Genomic DNA, 19,509 nt, shown 5'->3' with positions numbered 1-19,509 from the left:
TTGTCTGATTAGAGGCTCAGCCAAAATCGGCACTCATAGATAAAATTTATATTGCTGCAAAGTTTGATACAATTGGGTGTCTTTATTCAAAATTATTAAGGAAGTCGCGGGTGGTAAACCTAGGTCAATTGTTTGGTGAACTCAAAACGTGTTTAAGAAAAGATCAATTCATCTTTAAAAAGCGCCTTCATGGCATAAAAAAAATATCCGATGAAGCAAAGCAAGCGGCTGTTATAGAAAAAATAACCGCAGATATAACACGTAGCCAACAGTTGCGTGAGGTTCGCTTAGCTCAACTACCAAAAGTGACCTACCCAGAGCAACTTCCGGTTAGTCAGAAAAAAGACGACATTAAAGAAGCGATTGCCAATAACCAAGTGGTTATCATCGCTGGCGAAACCGGTTCAGGTAAAACAACGCAAATCCCTAAAATGTGTTTAGAGCTTGGTCGTGGCGTTGATGGCTATATTGGTCACACCCAACCTAGGCGTTTAGCAGCGCGCAGCGTTGCTGATCGTATTGCCAGTGAAATGCAATGCGAACTTGGTCAACAGGTGGGTTTTAAAATTCGCTTTAGCGACCAAGTGTCCAATAATAGTTATATCAAGCTGATGACTGACGGTATTTTGTTAGCTGAAATTCAACAAGACCGTTTTTTAAATCAATACGACACCATCATTATTGATGAAGCCCACGAACGTAGCCTTAATATCGATTTTATTTTAGGTTATTTAAAAAACCTATTACCAAAACGCCCTGATTTAAAAGTCATTATTACCTCTGCAACCATTGACCCTGAGCGTTTTTCAAAACATTTTAATGATGCACCGATTATTGAAGTCTCAGGGCGCACTTTCCCCGTTGATGTTCGTTACAGACCGTTAGTTGAAATTGATAAAGACGATATGGAGGCTGAAGGGGATCAACTGCAAGGCATTTTTGATGCAGTAGATGAATTGTGCCAAGAAGGCCCTGGCGATATCTTAATCTTTTTAAACGGTGAACGGGAAATTCGCGACACCGCCGATGCACTTAGTAAGCGTAACCTTAAGGGAGCCGATGTACTACCGCTGTATTCGCGACTATCAAATGCTGAACAAAACCGTATTTTTGCCCCGCATAATCGCCGCCATATTATTTTGTCGACCAACGTGGCTGAAACGTCTTTAACGGTACCGGGAATTCGCTATGTTATTGACCCAGGTACTGCGCGTATTAGCCGCTACAGCTACCGAACCAAAGTACAGCGCTTGCCTATTGAACCGATTTCACAGGCAAGTGCCAATCAGCGTAAAGGGCGTTGTGGCCGTGTTGAGGCGGGGATATGCATTCGTTTATATGCAGAAGAAGACTTTAATTCGCGGCCTGAGTTTACCGACCCTGAAATACTGCGTACCAACTTAGCCTCGGTTATTTTAAAAATGCTTGGTTTAGGCTTAGGCGATATGGCTAACTTCCCATTTGTACAAGCACCGGATAGTCGCAATATTAATGATGGTTTAACTCTACTCGAAGAGCTCGAAGCGGTTAAACCTAGCAAGCGCCATCAAGAAACACGATTAACTAAATCGGGAATGGATTTAAGCAGACTCCCAGTAGACCCGCGTTTAGCAAAAATGGTACTGACTGCGCAAAAGCTTGGTGCACTGCGCGAAGTGATTATTATTGTTGCAGCGCTGTCTATTCAAGACCCTCGTGAGCGCCCGCAAGAAAAACGCGCTGCAGCGAATGAAAAGCATGGGCGTTTTGACGACCCAGATTCCGATTTTATTGCGTTTTTAAACTTGTGGAATTATTTAGAAGAGCAGCAAAGTGAGCTCAGTAACAGTCAGTTTAGAAAGCTTTGCCAAAAAGACATGCTGGCGTATATGCGCATCCGTGAGTGGCAAGACATTGTTTATCAATTAAGCACGGTTTGTAACGAAATGGGAATGAAAGCCACTACAAATGTAGCTGACGGCGATAAAATTCACCAAGCGTTATTGAGCGGTATGCTAAGCCATATTGGTTTTAAAGACGAAAAGCAGTTGTATAAAGGTGCACGCAATAGTCAGTTTCATATTTTTCCAGGTTCAGGGTTATTTAAAAAGAGCCCTAAATGGATTATGTCGGTGGAGCTGGTTGAAACCAGTAAGCTTTATGCGCGCATCAACGCTAAAATTAACCTTGATTGGGTTGAACCGTTTGCGCAACATTTAGTTAAACGTAGCTACAGTGAACCCCATTGGGAGAAAAAGCCAGGCGCTGTTATCGCGTTTGAGCAACAAGTGCTTTATGGACTGATTATTGTCTCTAAACGCCGTTGTGTGTATAGCAATATTGACCCAAAAGTGAGCCGTGAGCTATTTATTCGCAGTGCCCTGGTCGAACAAGAGTTGGGTCAAAATGAAGGGTTTTTACAGTTTAACCGTGAGCTGATAGAAGATATTCAAACGCTTGAGAACAAAAGCCGCCGCCGCGACATACTCGTTGATGAGCAAACGCTTTATGAATTTTACGATAAAAAAATCCCGCAAGATATAAATAACCGTGCGGCATTCACTAAGTGGTACAAAACCAAAAAGCAGCAAGATAAGCGCTTTTTACATATGACCCGTGATGATTTAATGCAACACGGTGCTGACAGTGTCACCGAGTTTGATTATCCAGATGTTTGGCAGCAAAACAATTTAATGCTGCCGCTGAGTTATCATTTTGATCCAGGCCAAGCCGTCGATGGTGTTGCGGTGCAAATACCCGTCGCTTTACTAAATCAGGTTGAAGAAACAGGTTTTGATTGGCACATTCCGGCGTTTCGCCATGAGCTTATTACTGGTTTAATAAAATCGTTGCCGAAATCGTTACGTCGTAACTTTGTTCCAGCTCCAAATTACGCCGACGCTGTGCTTGCAGCCATTACGCCAATGCAAGGTAACTTCATTGAAGCGCTTAGTCATCAGCTGTTACGTATGACGGGGGTGCGCGTTGAGCCTGATGCATGGGATTTATCAACCCTCGCGACTCATTTACGGTTTCAGTTTGAAGTGCGTGATGATAAAAATACTCTGCTTGCGCGTGGTATGGACTTAGCTAAGCTAAAAGCGCAGCTACAAGGTAAAGTAACGCAAACACTGTCTAAAGTAGCTGATAAAGGAATTGAAAAAACAGATTTAACGCAGTGGGATTTTGGTAAGCTTCCCGCTTCATATGTGAAAAAACAAGGCCAGTACGAAATTAAAGCGTATCCCGCGCTGGTGGATAAAAAATCATCTACCGCAGTTGAGTTATTTGACAATGAAATCAAAGCACACGCAGCACACCAGCAAGGGCTACGCCGTTTGGTGTTATTAAATGTACCTTCGCCAATAAAATATTTACAACAAAATTTGCCTAATAAAGCCAAGCTCGGCCTTTACTTTAACCCATTTGGTAAAGTGGCTGATTTAATCGATGATTGTATTGCCGCAGGCGTAGACAGCTTACTTAAAAGCTTAGGTGATGTGAGAACCGAGCAAGCATTTGAGCAAGTTAAAGAGCAAGTACGTGGTGAACTAGGTGATACCGTTGTTGCGATAGCAACGCAAGTTGAGCAAGTGCTAAGTATTGCGCACGCTTTACATAAAAAAATGAAAGGGCGAGTGGACTTAACCATGATCACCGCACATGGCGATATAAAAAGCCAATTAGAGTCGCTGGTGTTTAAAGGTTTTGTCTCTTCTCATGGCGCAGAAAAACTAGGAGACTTAATTCGTTATCTAAAAGCCATAGAAAAACGCTTAGAAAAGTTGCCAGTAGACCCAAATCGTGACAGATTATGTGTACTAGAATTAGACAAGGTCGCACAAGAATATCAAAAACAGCTTAAAAAAGTAGCGCCGGGATTGCCAGTACCACAGGCGTTGATTGATATTTTTTGGATGCAACAGGAGCTTCGCGTATCGCTTTTTGCGCAAACCCTAGGCACGCCTTATCCTATTTCAGCTAAACGGGTTTTAAATGCATTAAAAGAATGTGACTAAATTGGAATAATAAAGAAGGAACTGACACTTACTATGCGTACAACCGCAAATAAACAGTTAAGTCTACTTATTGTCGATGATGAGTACTTTAACTTTGAAATGCTCAAAGCAGCTCTAACAAATAGCTTTGAGTTAAGCTATGCCGATTCAGGGCAAAGTTGTTTAGCATCAGCCATTGCTAACCCACCGGATGTTATTCTGTTGGATGTGTGTATGCCAGGGCTAGATGGTTACGATACATGTAGAATGCTAAAAAACACCCCAGAGACGAATAACATTCCTGTTGTTATGGTGTCAGGGTTAGAATCAGAACAAGAACAACAAGCTGGATTTGAAGCTGGGTGCGATGCCTATGTTATCAAGCCGTTTTCAGTGGTTGGGTTACTTGATAAAATAAATACAGTTGTCTAGGAGCTTATATGTTTAATGAAGACCAACGCAATTTCAGACGCATGCAAGTTAATGCTAAGGCGACGCTCATTACGCTCGAGCCGATACCAGACCAGCAATATGAAGCATTGTGTGTTGATTTAAGTGCTACAGGCCTATCCTTGCATTTAGATGATTTATTAGAAGTTGGTACGATAGTAAAAGTAAATATTGATTCAACAAGCCCTGCGATTGCACCGTTAGATGCAACAGCGAAGGTGATACGTGCTTCTAAAGAAGATGATGGCACGATCACCGCAGGACTTGAGATTATGCAGTTTAACTAGCTAGAATACCTTGCAGATAAGACCTTTCAAGTAAAACCCTTCAGGATAACTACCTGCAATAGGGTGATCTGCTGCTTGATTTAAACGTTCCATAATCAATAAATCTTTACCCGCATCAAGGGCCGCATCGGCAACCACTTTTTGAAATAGGTTTTGTTCCATTAAGCCTGAGCACGAGAATGTAAGTAATGTGCCACCGGGTTTAAGTATTTGCATGGCAATCATGTTGATATCTTTGTAACCACGGCACGCGCCAGTCAGTTGTGCTTTGTTATCTGCAAACTTTGGCGGGTCCATAACGATGGTGTCGAATAAAACACCTTCTTCACGGTATTGGCGCAATAGCTTAAACACATCTTGTTTTACAAAGTCGACTTTATTTAAATCAAGGTTGTTATGTTCAACGTTGCGTTTCGCTGTATCAAGCGCAGGTTGTGATACATCTACGTTAGTAACATGCTCACAGCCTCCACGTAATGCGTAAAGTGAAAAAGTACCAGTATAACTAAAGCAGTTAAGTACTTTTTTATCTTTAGAGAAGCGCTCTAGCGCAGCACGACTATCACGTTGATCAAGGTAAAAGCCAGTTTTATGGCCTTCGATAATATCGACCTCGAGCTTTAAGCCATTCTCTTCTATTAATACTGGTTGCGCGGGTTTATTGCCCCAAAGTACACCGGTTGTTGGCTCTAGCCCTTCTTTGTTTCGTACGTCAACATCAGAGCGTTCATACACATCACAACCTGGAAAAATACTAATAAGAGCAGCTACAATTTCGCCCTTGTGGCGCTCGGCACCGGCACTTAGTAGCTGACAGACTAGTACGTTGTCAAACTTATCAATGGTTACGCCCGGTAAAAAGTCAGACTCAGCGGCACATAAACGAAACCCTGTTAAACCACCTTCTTCAATGACTTGTGCACGGGCTAAAAGCGCACGACGTAAACGGCGTTCAAAAAAGTTTTGGTCAATAACCTCTTTTTCGTCAAAACTCCATACACGTGCACGAATTTGTGAATGTGGACTATATGCCGCAGTTGCTAAAAACTTACCTTCGCTATCGTGAATAGTAACAGTGTCACCTAGACCCGGTTTGCCCTTCATTTTTTTTATGGCTTTAGAAAATAACCACGGATGTTTTCTTTTTAACGACTTTTCGCGACCAGCTTGCAGGTAAATAGCAGATGACATTGGCATACTCATGACAGATTAATTAGCGGCTATTTTAGTAAAGCAAGGTCGAACATACAATGAATGTTTTGCACAACGACCTATAACCGCGGTAAAGTAGCCGTAATATATTGTTTTACATTGAAACAGCGAAATTTATGGAACAGCAAATAGCGTTATCAGCGTCACTACAAGAACTTGAAAATGAATGTCGGGGTTTTATTTCGTCACTTATTTGCGCCGATGTAGCGCATGATATAACGCATATTGAGCGAGTTGTGAGAGTAGCCAAACAATTATGTATTGCAGAGCAGGCCGAGATGGCCGTGGTACTTCCTGCTGCATGGTTACACGATTGTGTTGCAGTGGCAAAAAATCACCCTGATCGTGCAAAAGCTTCAACCATGGCCGCAGATAAAGCGATTATCTTTTTAACTTCTATTGGCTATGACGAGAGTTACTTTGATGCAATTCATCATGCAATTGCAGCTCATAGCTTCAGTGCTAATATAAAAGTACAATCAGTTGAAGCGCAAATTGTTCAAGATGCAGACAGAATGGATGCATTGGGCGCAATCGGTGTGAGTCGCTGTATGAAGGTAGGGGGCTCAATAAGCCGCCATTTATATCACCCACAAGACCCTTTTTGCCAAAACCGCGAAGCAGACGACAAACTTTATACGCTTGATCATTTTTTTATCAAGCTACTCCATGTCGCCAACAGCATGAATACACCGTCAGCTAAAGCTGAAGCGCAGCGCCGCACTGATTATATGTTGGCATTTATCGAGCAGTTAAAATCAGAAATAGGTGAGTAATATGGCCACGCCATTATTATCAGGTATAGATCATTGCCATCTTAATGTAGAAAGCTTGGCCGAAGCTGTTGTGTGGTATAAAGAGGTGCTCGGTTTTAATATTGTGCCTGAGCTTGCCTTTTGGGATGAGGGCAAAGGCCCGCTCACGCTCGAAGACGACGCTGCAACAACACGGTTAGCATTGTTTGAACGCGCGGGTGTCAGTAAAGGGGTTGCGTTTGGTGCAACAGGTGAGCAATTTATTACTTGGCTGAGTCATTTTGAATCACATAAAATCAAAACGATTGTTGCTGATCACGGAGTGACGTTTTCTATGTATTTTAAAGATAACAGCGGCAATAATCATGAGATAACCTCTCATGATTACAGCTATATTAGCCAATCTATCGATAAATCAATCTTGATAGGCTGAGTAGACTTTCATAATGGCATCAAACTGGCCTTCAAAAAGAGCGATAAGCTGTGGATCAAAGTGTTTACCAGCTTGTTCACGCATGTGCGAGAGTGCTTCATCAACACTCCATGCTTTTTTGTAAGGGCGTTTAGAGGTAAGTGCATCAAATACATCTGCGATAGCAACAATCCGGCCTTCTATTGATATTTCTTCTTCTTGTAAGCCTTTCGGGTAACCCGTGCCGTCCCATTTCTCATGATGTTCCATGGCTAGAATATAAGCGAGTTGCAATAACGGTGACGAAGAGTTTGCTAAGATTTTAGCACCTATTTCAGCATGCTGTTTCATGTAGTCAAACTCATCAGAGGTGAGCTTGCCTGGCTTTAATAAAATCGCATCAGGAATACCAATTTTACCAATGTCATGCATCGGGGCTGCTTGTTTGAGCAGTTCAGCATGTTGCTCACCCATACCATAAGCGAGAGCTAAAATTTTACTGTACTTGCTCATTCGGATTATATGTTCGCCAGTATCCGTGTCTTTATATTCAGCCGCTCGGCCAAGGCGATGAACCAAATCAACATGAGCGAGCTTGAGTTGCTCAGCTTGCACCAGTGATAGGTGTGTTTTAACCCTAGAGCGCACAATTGCAGGACTGATAGGTTTGGTTATATAGTCAACAGCACCTATCTCAAACCCTTTAAATTCATCGCTTTCGTCAGCAAGGGCTGTAACAAAAATTATAGGTATATGCTGGGTTTGCGGGTTTTCTTTTAATCGTTGGCAAACTTCAAAGCCGTTCATATCTGGCATCATAATGTCGAGCAAAATGAGTTTAGGTGGCTCTTTTTCAATTAAGGCAAGGGCAGCTTCGCCTGATTTTGCAAACGATAATCGGTATTGGTTACTCAATACTTCACGCATAACCTTAAGATTAGCAGGCTCATCATCAACGATTAAAATTCGTGGGCGTTCGATATTTAAATCCATTAATTTGCCTCCATTGTTTGTGCTTGTTTGAGTAAAGATATTAACGACTCTAGGTTTGATTGGGCGGTATCAAAATCAAATTGTTCGAAACATTCAACAATATTATCGATATCATTTTTATAATTTGTAGGCGCATTAGTTACAATTGTTGCAAGCAGTTCATCATTAAGTTCAGCGTTTTCAGCGTCTATATATAACTGTTCACAAAGCGCTTTAAATTCAGTTGCCGACAATGCCGGTGCATCTTGAGATTCGTGCTTATTAACACTTGGCACACACGTTAAAGTTTTTTCAGCTAACAATAAAGATACAGCGGTTAACTCTACTTCTAATTGTGCAATAACTTTTTCTTGCTGTTCTTGAGAGCTTGATTTTTCAAGCTCTGAAAATAACGACATCATAGTTGGCAAGCCTAAATTCCCAGCAAGCCCTTTAAGTGTGTGTAGCTTGCCTTGCACGTCATTTAATGCGCTAAGACCATGAGCAAATAGTACCGTACATAAGGTGTGCTGCTCATCAATAAAGCGCTGTATCTCGTTTATTTGCTTACACTTACTACCCCAAAGCTGCTTACCTTTTTTAAAGTCGATATGTTTCGCTTGAGGATCACTTTGTTCAATAAGCACTTCTTTTTTCAGGCCATAGCCGAGAACTTGAGATATTTCTTGATTTAATTGATTGATATCTACAGGCTTATTAGCAAAACCATTCATTCCAGCTTTCTTAGCTGTCAACTTATCTTGCTGTAGTACACTTGCGGTGAGTGCGATGATAGGGGTGTTTTTTAGCTGTCTATGTTGTTCAATTTCACGTATTTTTTGGGTTGCAGTTATGCCATCGCACTGTGGCATATGAATGTCCATCAAAATGACATCAAAGTCTTGCTGCTCAAAAATTTCTAAAGCTTCAAAGCCATTACTCGCCGTGCTGACTTTATGCTCATCACGAGAAAGCAATAAACGCAGCAGCTCTACATTTTGTTCAATATCATCAACAACTAATATACGCAGAGCTGGTAATTGCGTATGTAAACCGTCAAAGTAGTTAATTAGGTTTTCATCGCCAGGCTCTAACGGAAGCGCGAAAAAGAAACAGCTACCTTTATTTTCTTCACTTACTAAGCTGATAGTACCGCCCATTAGCTCAACTAATTGTTTACTGATTGTTGTACCAAGGCCTGTACCACCAAAACGGCGAGTCGTCGTGCCATCAGCTTGCTCAAAGGGCTGGAAGATAGCCTTGATTCGCTCTGGTGCAATACCAATACCTGAATCTTGCACTTCAAAAAACAGATGATTATTTTGTGTTGTACTCACTGTGACCTGGATTGAACCTTGCTCAGTAAATTTAATCGCATTGCCAATTAAGTTTGTTAGTACTTGGCGAATTCTATCGGGGTCGCCATAATAAGCTTTATGGACAGACTCTTTAATTGTTAACGTTACTTCAAGGTCCTTTTTCTTAGCCTCTAACCAAAAAGTTGAAATGATACTGTCGAGCACAGGTTGCAAATTAAAATGCACAGGTTCTATGGTTAACTTTCCTTTTTCAAGTTTGGCAGAGTCAAGTATCTCGTTTAATAACCTCAGCAGTGACCGCGCGGCATTATTAACCGTTACTAAGTGCTTTTGTTGCTCTTGATCGAGAGGCGTATCCATCAGCAAGTCACTAAAACCAATGATCGAGTTCATAGGAGTGCGGATCTCATGACTCATGTTGGCCATAAATGATTGTTTAGCTTGAGCTGCTTCCTCTGCTGCAACTTTGGCCTGTTTTAGCTTGTCTTCGTACTCGCGTCGTTCACTTATATCAACTAAAACGCCATCAATCCAAATTGCTTCGCCTTGTTTATTAAATTCAAAGCTGCCCTTTTCAAGTATCCACACAAGTTTGCCGTTACGGTGGCGCACTCTGTATTCAATAGAGTAGTGCTCTTTTTTAGTAATAGCTTGCTCAACAGCTTTGTTTATATGCGGTATATCGTCTTTGAATAGTAAATCGCCGTATTCGATATTCTTATTTATAAACTCATTAGGGATATAACCGGTCATTTCAAAGATGTTAGGGCTGATAAACATCATGCTCCACTTTTCATTAATCTCACAACGAAATACAACACCAGGCATATTATCCATGAGTGAGCGATACTGTTGCTCTTTAGTTATCAAGTTTTGTTGTAGTTTTCGCTGTTCAGTTAAGTCTGTGATGAACCCAACATAGAGTGGTTCTTGGCCCGGTTGATCTACTTCACCAACGCCAAGGCGAATAGGGAATAAGTGGCCATCTTTGTGCTTTGCCAATACATCACGGTTAACACCAATGACAGTACCAAAATCAATATGTCCTGCTTTTGATAGATAACCATCATGCTGTGCAGCAATATCATCGGCCATTAGCATTTTGACATTGTTACCTTTAACATCTTGCTTATTCCAGCCAAAAATGAGTTCAGCAGCGTTGTTAAAGCTTAAAATATGACCTTTGTGATCAATAGTGATAATACCGTCGATGGCTGTTGAAAGAATTGCCTGCAAGCGAGATTCGTTACTTGTCTTATCCTCAAGCAACATACGGTAACGAACGATACCATTTATAATCGCCACAATTGCGGTAAGAATGATTGTAGAAAATACAACGCTAATAGCGATCAAGGTTAGTTCAGAGTCTTGACTGTCATTGAGAATCGGCGATACGGCAACAAAACGCGTCGCTAGCATGCCCATGTAATGCATGCCTGCAACTGCAAACCCTAGTACTATTGCGCTAATAAACCGAGTTTGTACTTCACTTAGCTTTGAGAAAAATTTATTAACATTAAAGCGCATATACAATGATATATAAGCCAACGCGACTGCTACAAGGATTGATAGAGCAAAAGTTAATGGGTCATAACGTAGTAATGGGCTTAATTCCATGGCAGCCATGCCACTGTAGTGCATCGTTCCAATTCCAGCGCCAAGTAAAATGGATGGAACAATGAGTTGCAACATCGTTTTGTCACTTCTGACCAACATCGATATTGCAGTCCAACAAGCTAAAAATGCAGGAATAAAAGATAAAAAGGTCAGTGTCGGATCATAGCTAATATTTGTGCATAATGAGAACGCTAGCATACCAATAAAGTGCATACTCCAAATGCCGCCAGAAAGAACTAATGCTGCTGTTGAGTTTGCTAGTTTTTGGTAGCTTTGAAATCGAGTTGCTTTCGCAAGATCGATTAATAACGCTGCGAAATAAGCCGCAAAGATAGCTGTCATGACAGATAAAGTAACAAGATATGGGTTATAAACCCCATTGATTATGAGGCTTGGATCTTGATCGGTGATAAAAAAAGCTGACAGCATAGTGGCTCAATCTCAAAACTTTACAATCAGTGAAAGTAATGACTGTGAAGTATATTCATAGGAATAATTAATTACATATTTATGTAGGCTTTTGTTACCTTTAAGATAACCATAGGTTAACAGAAGTAAAATATCAATGGAATCAAGTTACTAAGTGTTATTGGTTATAATTGTAGCACTATTAATAACTAAAATTACAGTTTGTTTTTTAATAATTGTTTTATTTTTTTTAATAATTATCGTGTCATCTGCTTAACAAAAACAACCACAAATTTATAGATTAGCAGTTATTGAGCAAGGTATTATAACAAGTAGTAAATTTCTTATATTAATCAGTTTAAGAGTTGGCATTGATCGAATACACATTAAAGCGCAGTCGCCGTCGTAAAACCGTGGCTATCAAGGTTCACCAACAATCATTAACCGTTTATGCGCCATACGGCGTTGCTATAGCATATATTGAGCAATGGTTGGCGACTAAACAAGCGTGGATTAATCAGCAAGTATATAAGCAAAGTCAGCACCAGGATCTCCGTCAGTTTCCACTGGATAGTTTACAAATTCGTTTGTTTGATGAGCTATTGACACTGCACTTTGAAATAAACAAAACAAGCTGCTGGCAGTTTTTTGCTAATATGAATCCACCGCAGTTACAGGTTAGTTGTTCCGGCCGCGTTAAAAAACATACTGCTATGTATCAAACACAGTTTGAAGACTTTATGCGCGAGCAGTTAGAAGGCTATATTGAAATGCGGTTACAGCATTATTGTTCGAAAATGGCCGAAGCGTTACCGAGTAATTTAAAAATAACCACTTACAAGCGCCGGTGGGGTAGTTGTAATCAACGTCGTGAACTGACTTTTAATTTATTACTGGTAGGTGCGCCACATTGGGTCATTGATTACGTTGTTGTGCATGAGCTTGCTCACTTAAAGTATTTGAATCACAGCCAGCAATTTTGGCACCGTGTTAGTGAATTTTATCCTGATTATAAACATGCAACGCAATGGTTAAAACAACATGGTGCAAGTTTGCAGTGGGTGTTTGAATAATTATACCCAAACCACCTCAAGATGCGGAATTCAGCGTTTCAACAGGGGCTTAATATCAAGGCGTTACTTTGCAACAATGGCACTCCCTTTTAAGAAGTAACAACGATGAGAGTAAGTCTCTGTGAAACGCCCAAAGGGTTGGTTTAAAAGCGATTTATACTGCGTTATTGATTTTAACAATAGAACCACTATTACTTGCAATCAATGCCTTGCCTAAATCGCTTTTAATTCCAACTGAAACACGTATCTTAAGGTGGTTTGGGTATACACAAAGCTGTTTTTATCTTTTAGCTTGGGTATACTGTCTGCGTCCGTTTACTTAAATAAGTAAAATTCTTTTCTCTTCTATAATGATGAATTAATGACCGATATTACAATAGTTACGCACGATGGTAATTTTCATGCCGATGACGTGTTTAGCATCGCAGCACTTAAAATTATTTTCCCTTCTTTTAATTTAATTCGCACCCGAGATGCCAAAATAATTAGCCAAGCTGATATTGTCATTGATGTGGGTAATGAATATGACCCGGATAAAGGGCGCTTTGATCATCATCAACGGGGTGGAGCTGGGGCACGCGAAAACGGTATTCCTTTTTCATCGTTTGGCTTAATCTGGCAAAAATATGGTTTAGATCTGTGCCAAGGGAATCAAACCGTTGCAGATTCAGTTGATGCTGGATTGGTATCTACTATTGATGCGATAGATTGCGGTTATGTTCAAGGTGTAGAGCAAGGGATTAGCTTAAGCCAAACTATTTCAATGTTTAATCCTACGTGGCAAGAAAACAGTGATTTTGATAGCTGCTTTAATGAAGCTGTAGAATTTGCAGTGCGTTTACTTAAACGGTTTATTGCTTCTGCAAATGGTAGTGCGGACGCTAAAAAAATAGTTGCTAAGGCTATTACTGATGCAGATGATCCCCGTGTCATTGTACTTGAGCAATATACGCCGTGGAAAAAAACAGTTCACAGTTTATCAAATGAGGCTCTGTATATGGTTTATCCATCTCATTCGGGTAAGTGGATTATTCAAACCGTGCCGGTAGAACCTGGTTCCTTCGAAGATAGAAAACCATTACCACAGCAGTGGGCTGGTTTATCTGGTGATGAATTTCAAGCTGTGACCGGCTTAGAAGATGCAACTTTTTGCCATAATGGTTTATTTATCGCAGGTGCAGAGTCATTTGCCAGTGTTATGGTTATGGCATCAATTGCACTGCAAGATTGATTTATCTGGGCATTTACTGAGCCCAGACACTTGTTGCGTGAGTAAGCATGCCCGAGGTTAACTTCTTCCTCTTTATTTGGTTAACCTTGCAGTTATAAATCTCTTCTTCATACCCGTTGTTATTTTTACTTCTTTCACTTTTATCAAGTAAGCGATCCTGTTAGTATTCATCGTATTGATTAGTTTACTTTTATGTAAACTTAAGTTTGCGTTTGGGTGTTTTATAGGTGGTAGAGTTCGTGGCAGATATAAGAGATTTAGATCAATTAAGAGCAGGGATTGATGAATGTGATGCGCAGTTAGTGGCATTACTGGCGAAACGTAACAGTATAACTGGGCAAATCGGCGCGATTAAGCAACAAACTGGTGCGCCTTTACACGCGCCTGATCGTGAAGCTGCACTCCTTGCTGCACGCCGCGAAGAAGCAATAAATCAAGGTGTGAACCCTGAATTAGTCGAAGATATATTAAGGCGCATGATGCGCGAAGCTTATCAAAATCAACAGGCTAAACTTGCTTGCGCTGCACCTAACTTATCACCGATCGTAATTGTGGGTGGCGAAGGCGCTATGGGGCAATTATTTGCAAAGCAATTTCAGCGCTCTGGCTATGAAGTAAAAATACTCGATAAATCACAGCAACATAATGCTACTGAGATCTTGCGTGGTGCTAAATTGGTTATGGTCAGTGTGCCAATCAATGCATTAGAGACCGTAGTAAAGGCACTACCTAAGCTTGATGAAGATTGTCTGTTAGTTGATATCACGTCAGTGAAACAGGCACCGCTAGCCGTTTTAAAAGCCGCCCATAGTGGCCCAGTTGTTGGATTACACCCCATGTTTGGTCCTGATATATCACACTGGGTGAAGCAAACTGTCGTGGTGTGTGAAGGGCGAGATCATCACATAGCGAAAGGCTTACTTGAGCAGTTACAAGTTTGGGGCTGTCAATTAGTAGAGCTTAACGCAAAGAAACATGATGAAGCGATGCAGATAATTCAGGTTATGCGTCACTTAACTACATTTGTTTATGGACAGTTTTTAGCAAAACAAGGTCATACACTTGAGGAGCTTCGCAGTTGTTCGTCGCCTATTTACCAATTGGAATTAATGATGGTCGGGCGTTTATTTGCTCAATCACCAGAGTTGTATTCAGATATTATGCTGGCGCAGTTTGATAATGTGGAGGAGTTATTAGCTCAATACCAAGATACCTTCGCACAAACTTTAGAGAAGTTAAAAGCAGGAGATAAAGAAGCATTGATGAATGCATTTGCACAAGCAAAAGCGTATTTCTCAGATTCAACGGCGCACTTTTTAACTCAAAGCCGCAGCTTACTTAATAAAGCAAATGACGCAAAAGTACTCGATTAATATAAAGGAGCAGTAGGCTGATTTTTTATTAGCCTACTACAATTGAGCTAATTGATTAGTAACACACTTTATACTTTAAAAGTAAGTAAAATGTCTTTCACCTTACGTGAACCTTCTACCAAATGAGCTGCATCTTTAGCGACATTAAAACTCAAATTTAAGTTTTCATCACTAAAGCCTTTAATTTGCTCTACATTAATACCAATATCACTACTCACTGTTTGTTGTTGCTCTGCGGCAGTGGATATTTGTGTTGCTAGTTGTGATATTTCACTGATTTGCGCAAAAATGCTATCTAACTCAACTTGAGTGTGTCCAGTGGTATTAACACATTCATCAGCTTGTGCCTTGGTGTTTTTCATCACTGTAGACCAATTAAATAAGGTATCTTGAATTTCTTTAATTGAACTGTGGATTTGTGAAGTAGCGCGTTGGGTACGAGACGATAATGCACGAACTTCATCAGCAACAACAGCAAAACCTCGGCCATGTTCACCCGCTCTTGCGGCTTCAATGGCTGCATTGAGAGCTAATAAATTCGTTTGTTCAGCGATACCTTCAATTTCAGTCATTACTTGACCAATTTTATCCGCTTCCGTGGCCAGCGCATTTGCAGTACTCGCAGCTTGCTCCACTTGAGAAGCCAGATCTGAGACCATGGAACTATTATCAGCTATGTGGGCTTTTATATCAGAGCAACTTTGATAAGTTACATTTACTTTCTCGGCGGTGTCTTGAGTACTATTAGATATTTCACCAATGGTGGCACTCATTTGCGACATCGCGGTAGCAATTTGGCTTAAACGCTGACCTTGTGCTGAGATACCTTGCTCTGTAAGCGATGATTGATTATCTAAGTTTTGGGCTATCGCATTAAAGGTTACCGTGGCATCTTTTACACGACCAAGTACGGTTCGTAACTTGGCGTTTAGCATTTCACGGTTATACTCACTAATGCTAAAAGGGTGAACACCAACGTAAATATAGCGAGAGACTGAGTCAAACTCTGCTTTTTGTTGCTTTAAAGCCTGTGGCGTCACAATTAGCTCGTCGTAATTGAGTAAAATAATTAAACCTAAAAAAAACGTCGCAAAAAGTGCTACTGCTATAGATGTGTAAACAGCGAGTGCTAGCAAACTTACGATGGCTAAAATAACGCAAAGTAGCTGTCTGATTCCAACTTGCTCTCTGAATGAGGTGACGGATTTACCTTCATTTATTTTTTTGTATAGCGCAATGGCTCGTTGTTTTAGTTGTTCTGAAGGTTTCGTTCGTACTGATTGGTAGCCAACAAGTTGGCCGTTTTCGAAAATAGGCGTTACAAAAGCATCAACCCAATAATAACGGCCATCTTTGCAGCGGTTTTTCACCATGCCACGCCATGAATGACCTGCTTTTAGTTTTTCCCACATTTCTTTAAATGCATCTTTGGGCATATCAGGGTGACGGACAATGTTATGGTTTTTACCTACTAACTCTTCTAATTTGTAACCTGCAATGTCACAAAAAGCCTCATTAGCGTAGGTGATTACCCCACGCAAATCCGTTGTAGAAACGAGCTCTTGCTGTTGTGAAAAAGAAACTTCTTCATTTATTAATTCGTGACCCCGACGCATGGGCTTTCCTTAAACATACTTTTTTATTAACGCCAATTATAAAGTTAATACTTAGTTTATAAAGTAAAAATACCTAAATATAATGCTTTCAAGTAACTAATTGCAGGTTTACTGATCTGAAACAATAAAGGAGTAAATTTATTTAGCTCTCGTAGTAATACTTTGAACAGTTATAGGTTATTACCCGGTCTGTCTTATCTAGATAATTTTAACGCATAGCAGTGGTGCAATTAAAGCAATTGTATAATCACCTTTTCAATGGCAAGATTACTACAATGAAGCAAACTGCTCTGAATGGTTTTGGGTATTGTGTTGGCAATGTCAGTATTTTGCTGTAATACGCATAATAGTTATTATGCTAAATAGTGGGAATGAGAGTGTTCTTAACTATTAAGCCTTGAGTATTATCATTTTGCCCCCATAGACTTAGGATTAAGCCACGTGGCTCGAGGAAACATTTTTTGACAACACATGATCTAACTTCAACGTTAACAGCGTTATCTCCAGAACAACATAAATACGCAATTAAAGGTATTCAACGTGGCATTGAAAGAGAAGCTCTAAGGATTAAGCCTAATGGAGTTATTTCGCAGCAAGGTCATCCCAAAGGCGTAGGGTGTGCATTAACAAATGGCCATATAACCACAGATTTTTCAGAAGCGTTATTAGAGTTTATTACCCCTGTTAGTGAGTCTGCCCAAGAAACATTAGCGCAGTTGCAAGACTTACAAAAATTCACCTTATCGCAAATGGGTGACGAATTACTTTGGCCGATTAGCATGCCATGCTTTATTGAACATCAAGACGATATAGTTCTGGCGCAATTTGGTGAATCAAATATTGGTCGAATGAAAACCTTGTATCGTGAAGGTTTAAAAAATCGTTATGGCAGTATGATGCAAGCTATTGCTGGAGTGCATTTTAATATCTCATTTCCGACTAGTTTCTGGCAAAGTTTACAAACAATTAAAGCTGATTCAGGCTCTTTAGATGATTTTATATCAGCGGGTTACTTAGGCCTTATTCGTAATTTCAAACGAGAGCTTTGGCTTATAAGTTATTTATTTGGCGCATCTCCTGCGCTATGTAATTCCTTTTTACAAGGGCGTAAAACCAATTTGCCATTTAAGAAATTAGGTAAAGGTACTTTATACTTAGAAACAGGCACTGCTTTGCGTTTGGGAGACTTAGGTTATACCAATAGCGCACAATCGTCGTTAAAGGTTATGTATAACTCTTTAGAAGAGTATGTCGCAGGGCTTAAACGTGCAATCAATACACCGTCTGATATCTACGAAAGTATTGATGACTATAAAAGCGAGCAACCCAAGCAATTAAATAAAAATATTTTGCAAATAGAAAACGAATTTTACTCGCCAATTCGTCCTAAGCGCAATGCAAAAAGTGGTGAAACACCAACAGATGCATTACTACGCGGTGGTATCGAGTATATTGAAATCCGAGCACTGGATGTTAACCCATTTAGTGAAACGGGTATTTCATTAGAGCAGATTCACTTTTTAGATGTGTTTTTAACCTATTGCTTGTTAAAAGACTCTCCAGATATGGATTGGGATTCGCAAACTCGAAGCACTGAAAACCTTGACTCCGTTGTGAACAATGGGCGCGATAGCTCATTAGAGTTAAATAAATCAGGTGTTGCAACGAGTTTAGTACACTGGGGTGAAGAAATATTTAGCCAGTTAGCTGATGTTGCTGCATATATGGATAATGCATATGGTACCGAGCATTATGTAACAACCGTGAACCGTTTAAAAACATGGTTACATGATTCATCTTTAACTTATTCAGGCCAATACGTTGATCAGCTAAAAGACGCAAACATTGATAATGGACACTTTGCTTTAGCGCTTGCCCAAAAGTATAAACAAAGCCATCAAGTAACGCCTTATCATGTTTATTCCGATGCTTATTTACAGCAACAAGCTATACAATCAATGGCCGATGAGAAAGCGATTAGCGCGGCTGATAGTGTGTCGTTTAAGTCATTTTTAGCGGATTATTTTAAAGCTAATTAACAGACAAAAAAACGCAGCCTAAGGTGGCTGCGTAAAAATTCTTCAGGGATGAAACAATGCTAAACTGCGCATTCAAAAAATAAGACTCATACTTTTACAAAAAGTTCAGCGAGTACTCAAAAAAATGAAAAAAAAATTAATTATTTTATCGCTGGGAGCTATTTTAACTGGTTGCGCCACAGCTCCCCCCAAGCAACCTAATGATATCTGTAAAATTTTTGAAGAAAAAAACGATTGGTATTATGATGCACGCGATGCTCAAGATAAATGGGGATCGCCAAAACATGTACTTATGAGCATGATGTACCAAGAAAGCTCGTTTCGTCATGATGCAGCGCCACCAATGGAATACTTTTTGTGGATAATTCCAACCGGTCGTGCAAGTTCTGCCTATGGTTATTCACAAGCAAAAACACCGACGTGGTCTGATTATATTCGCGAGACGGGGAATAGTGGGGCTGATCGTGATGACTTTGATGACGCTATCGATTTTATGGCATGGTTTGTTTATAAAACCAATAAGGTAAATGGGGTATCAAAATGGGACGCCTACGCTCAATACCTTAACTACCACGAAGGCTGGGGTGGTTATAAGCGTGGCACTTATAAAAAGAAAAAGTGGCTGATGAGTGTGGCTAACAAAGTTAAAAATCGTGCCAGCCGCTACGGTGCGCAACTACAAAAATGTGAAGATGATTTAGATAAAAGCTGGTTAGAGCGTTTATTTAGCTGATTTATCAAGTTTAAGTTAACGAAAAGCCCGCAGTT

14 protein-coding genes are annotated in these 19,509 nt (G+C 40.3%); 10 read left to right on the top strand and 4 right to left on the bottom strand.

The window, feature by feature from the left end; translation table 11 throughout:
• Window positions 1-110 precede the first annotated feature (110 nt).
• Genes hrpA through QMA12_RS06530 form a run of 3 tightly spaced genes read left to right on the top strand, consistent with a single transcriptional unit; the run spans window position 111 to window position 4,714 of the window.
• Entirely contained in the window at window positions 111-3,998 is a 3,888-nt protein-coding gene (gene hrpA / locus QMA12_RS06540) for an ATP-dependent RNA helicase HrpA (protein ID WP_290209629.1), read from the top strand.
• A 33-nt stretch (window positions 3,999-4,031) separates the two neighbouring features.
• The gene (locus tag QMA12_RS06535) at window positions 4,032-4,409 is read left to right on the top strand and encodes a response regulator (protein ID WP_290209627.1); all 378 of its coding nucleotides are present in this window, start codon (window positions 4,032-4,034) and stop codon (window positions 4,407-4,409) included.
• Between the two features lie 8 nt (window positions 4,410-4,417).
• The gene (locus QMA12_RS06530) at window positions 4,418-4,714 is read left to right on the top strand and encodes a PilZ domain-containing protein (RefSeq protein WP_087530769.1); all 297 of its coding nucleotides are present in this window, start codon (window positions 4,418-4,420) and stop codon (window positions 4,712-4,714) included.
• Here the strand turns inward: QMA12_RS06530 and QMA12_RS06525 are convergent, their stop codons facing one another.
• On the bottom strand, window positions 4,715-5,905 hold the full coding sequence (locus tag QMA12_RS06525; protein ID WP_087530936.1) for a class I SAM-dependent methyltransferase: 1,191 nt from the start codon (window positions 5,903-5,905) through the stop codon (window positions 4,715-4,717).
• Between the two features lie 137 nt (window positions 5,906-6,042).
• Here QMA12_RS06525 and QMA12_RS06520 point away from each other — a divergent pair, with 137 nt between their 5' ends.
• Both QMA12_RS06520 and QMA12_RS06515 read left to right on the top strand, forming a co-directional pair.
• Window positions 6,043-6,702, top strand: a complete 660-nt coding sequence (locus QMA12_RS06520; protein ID WP_290209626.1) for an HD domain-containing protein — start codon at window positions 6,043-6,045, stop codon at window positions 6,700-6,702.
• A 1-nt stretch (window position 6,703) separates the two neighbouring features.
• Window positions 6,704-7,114, top strand: coding sequence for a VOC family protein (locus tag QMA12_RS06515; protein WP_290209624.1), 411 nt, complete (start codon window positions 6,704-6,706; stop codon window positions 7,112-7,114).
• On the opposite strand, the gene QMA12_RS06510 is transcribed toward QMA12_RS06515, so the two are convergent.
• Both QMA12_RS06510 and QMA12_RS06505 read right to left on the bottom strand, forming a co-directional pair.
• Window positions 7,097-8,086 carry a two-component system response regulator gene (locus tag QMA12_RS06510; RefSeq protein WP_087530766.1) on the bottom strand — a complete coding sequence of 330 codons (990 nt, stop codon included), beginning with the start codon at window positions 8,084-8,086 and terminating at the stop codon, window positions 7,097-7,099. The two genes, QMA12_RS06515 and QMA12_RS06510, sit on opposite strands and share 18 nt — an antisense overlap.
• Complete coding sequence (locus QMA12_RS06505) at window positions 8,086-11,430, bottom strand: MHYT domain-containing protein (protein WP_290209622.1); 3,345 nt, start codon at window positions 11,428-11,430, stop codon at window positions 8,086-8,088. Before QMA12_RS06505 ends, QMA12_RS06510 begins: the two co-directional genes overlap by 1 nt.
• Window positions 11,431-11,783: 353 nt before the next feature.
• Here QMA12_RS06505 and QMA12_RS06500 point away from each other — a divergent pair, with 353 nt between their 5' ends.
• The 3 genes from QMA12_RS06500 (at window position 11,784) to tyrA (ending at window position 15,086) form a co-directional block, all read left to right on the top strand.
• The gene (locus QMA12_RS06500) at window positions 11,784-12,482 is read left to right on the top strand and encodes a SprT family zinc-dependent metalloprotease (RefSeq protein ID WP_290209682.1); all 699 of its coding nucleotides are present in this window, start codon (window positions 11,784-11,786) and stop codon (window positions 12,480-12,482) included.
• Between the two features lie 361 nt (window positions 12,483-12,843).
• On the top strand, window positions 12,844-13,713 hold the full coding sequence (locus QMA12_RS06495) for an MYG1 family protein (protein ID WP_290209621.1): 870 nt from the start codon (window positions 12,844-12,846) through the stop codon (window positions 13,711-13,713).
• Window positions 13,714-13,952: 239 nt separating this feature from the next.
• The gene (gene tyrA, locus QMA12_RS06490; protein ID WP_290209619.1) at window positions 13,953-15,086 is read left to right on the top strand and encodes a bifunctional chorismate mutase/prephenate dehydrogenase; all 1,134 of its coding nucleotides are present in this window, start codon (window positions 13,953-13,955) and stop codon (window positions 15,084-15,086) included.
• A 68-nt stretch (window positions 15,087-15,154) separates the two neighbouring features.
• On the opposite strand, the gene QMA12_RS06485 is transcribed toward tyrA, so the two are convergent.
• The gene (locus QMA12_RS06485) at window positions 15,155-16,702 is read right to left on the bottom strand and encodes a PAS domain-containing methyl-accepting chemotaxis protein (protein WP_087530762.1); all 1,548 of its coding nucleotides are present in this window, start codon (window positions 16,700-16,702) and stop codon (window positions 15,155-15,157) included.
• 461 nt (window positions 16,703-17,163) lie between these two features.
• On the opposite strand from QMA12_RS06485, the gene gshA reads away from it, so the two are divergent.
• Together gshA and QMA12_RS06475 are read left to right on the top strand one after the other, a co-directional pair.
• Entirely contained in the window at window positions 17,164-18,741 is a 1,578-nt protein-coding gene (gshA, locus tag QMA12_RS06480; protein WP_087530761.1) for a glutamate--cysteine ligase, read from the top strand.
• Between the two features lie 124 nt (window positions 18,742-18,865).
• Entirely contained in the window at window positions 18,866-19,474 is a 609-nt protein-coding gene (locus tag QMA12_RS06475) for a transglycosylase SLT domain-containing protein (RefSeq protein ID WP_087530760.1), read from the top strand.
• Window positions 19,475-19,509 lie beyond the last annotated feature (35 nt).

The sequence above is a fragment of the Pseudoalteromonas sp. APC 3893 genome (genome assembly GCF_030408095.1).
Classification (GTDB): Bacteria; Pseudomonadota; Gammaproteobacteria; order Enterobacterales; family Alteromonadaceae; genus Pseudoalteromonas.
This window is presented reverse-complemented; position numbering and strand designations above follow the sequence as displayed.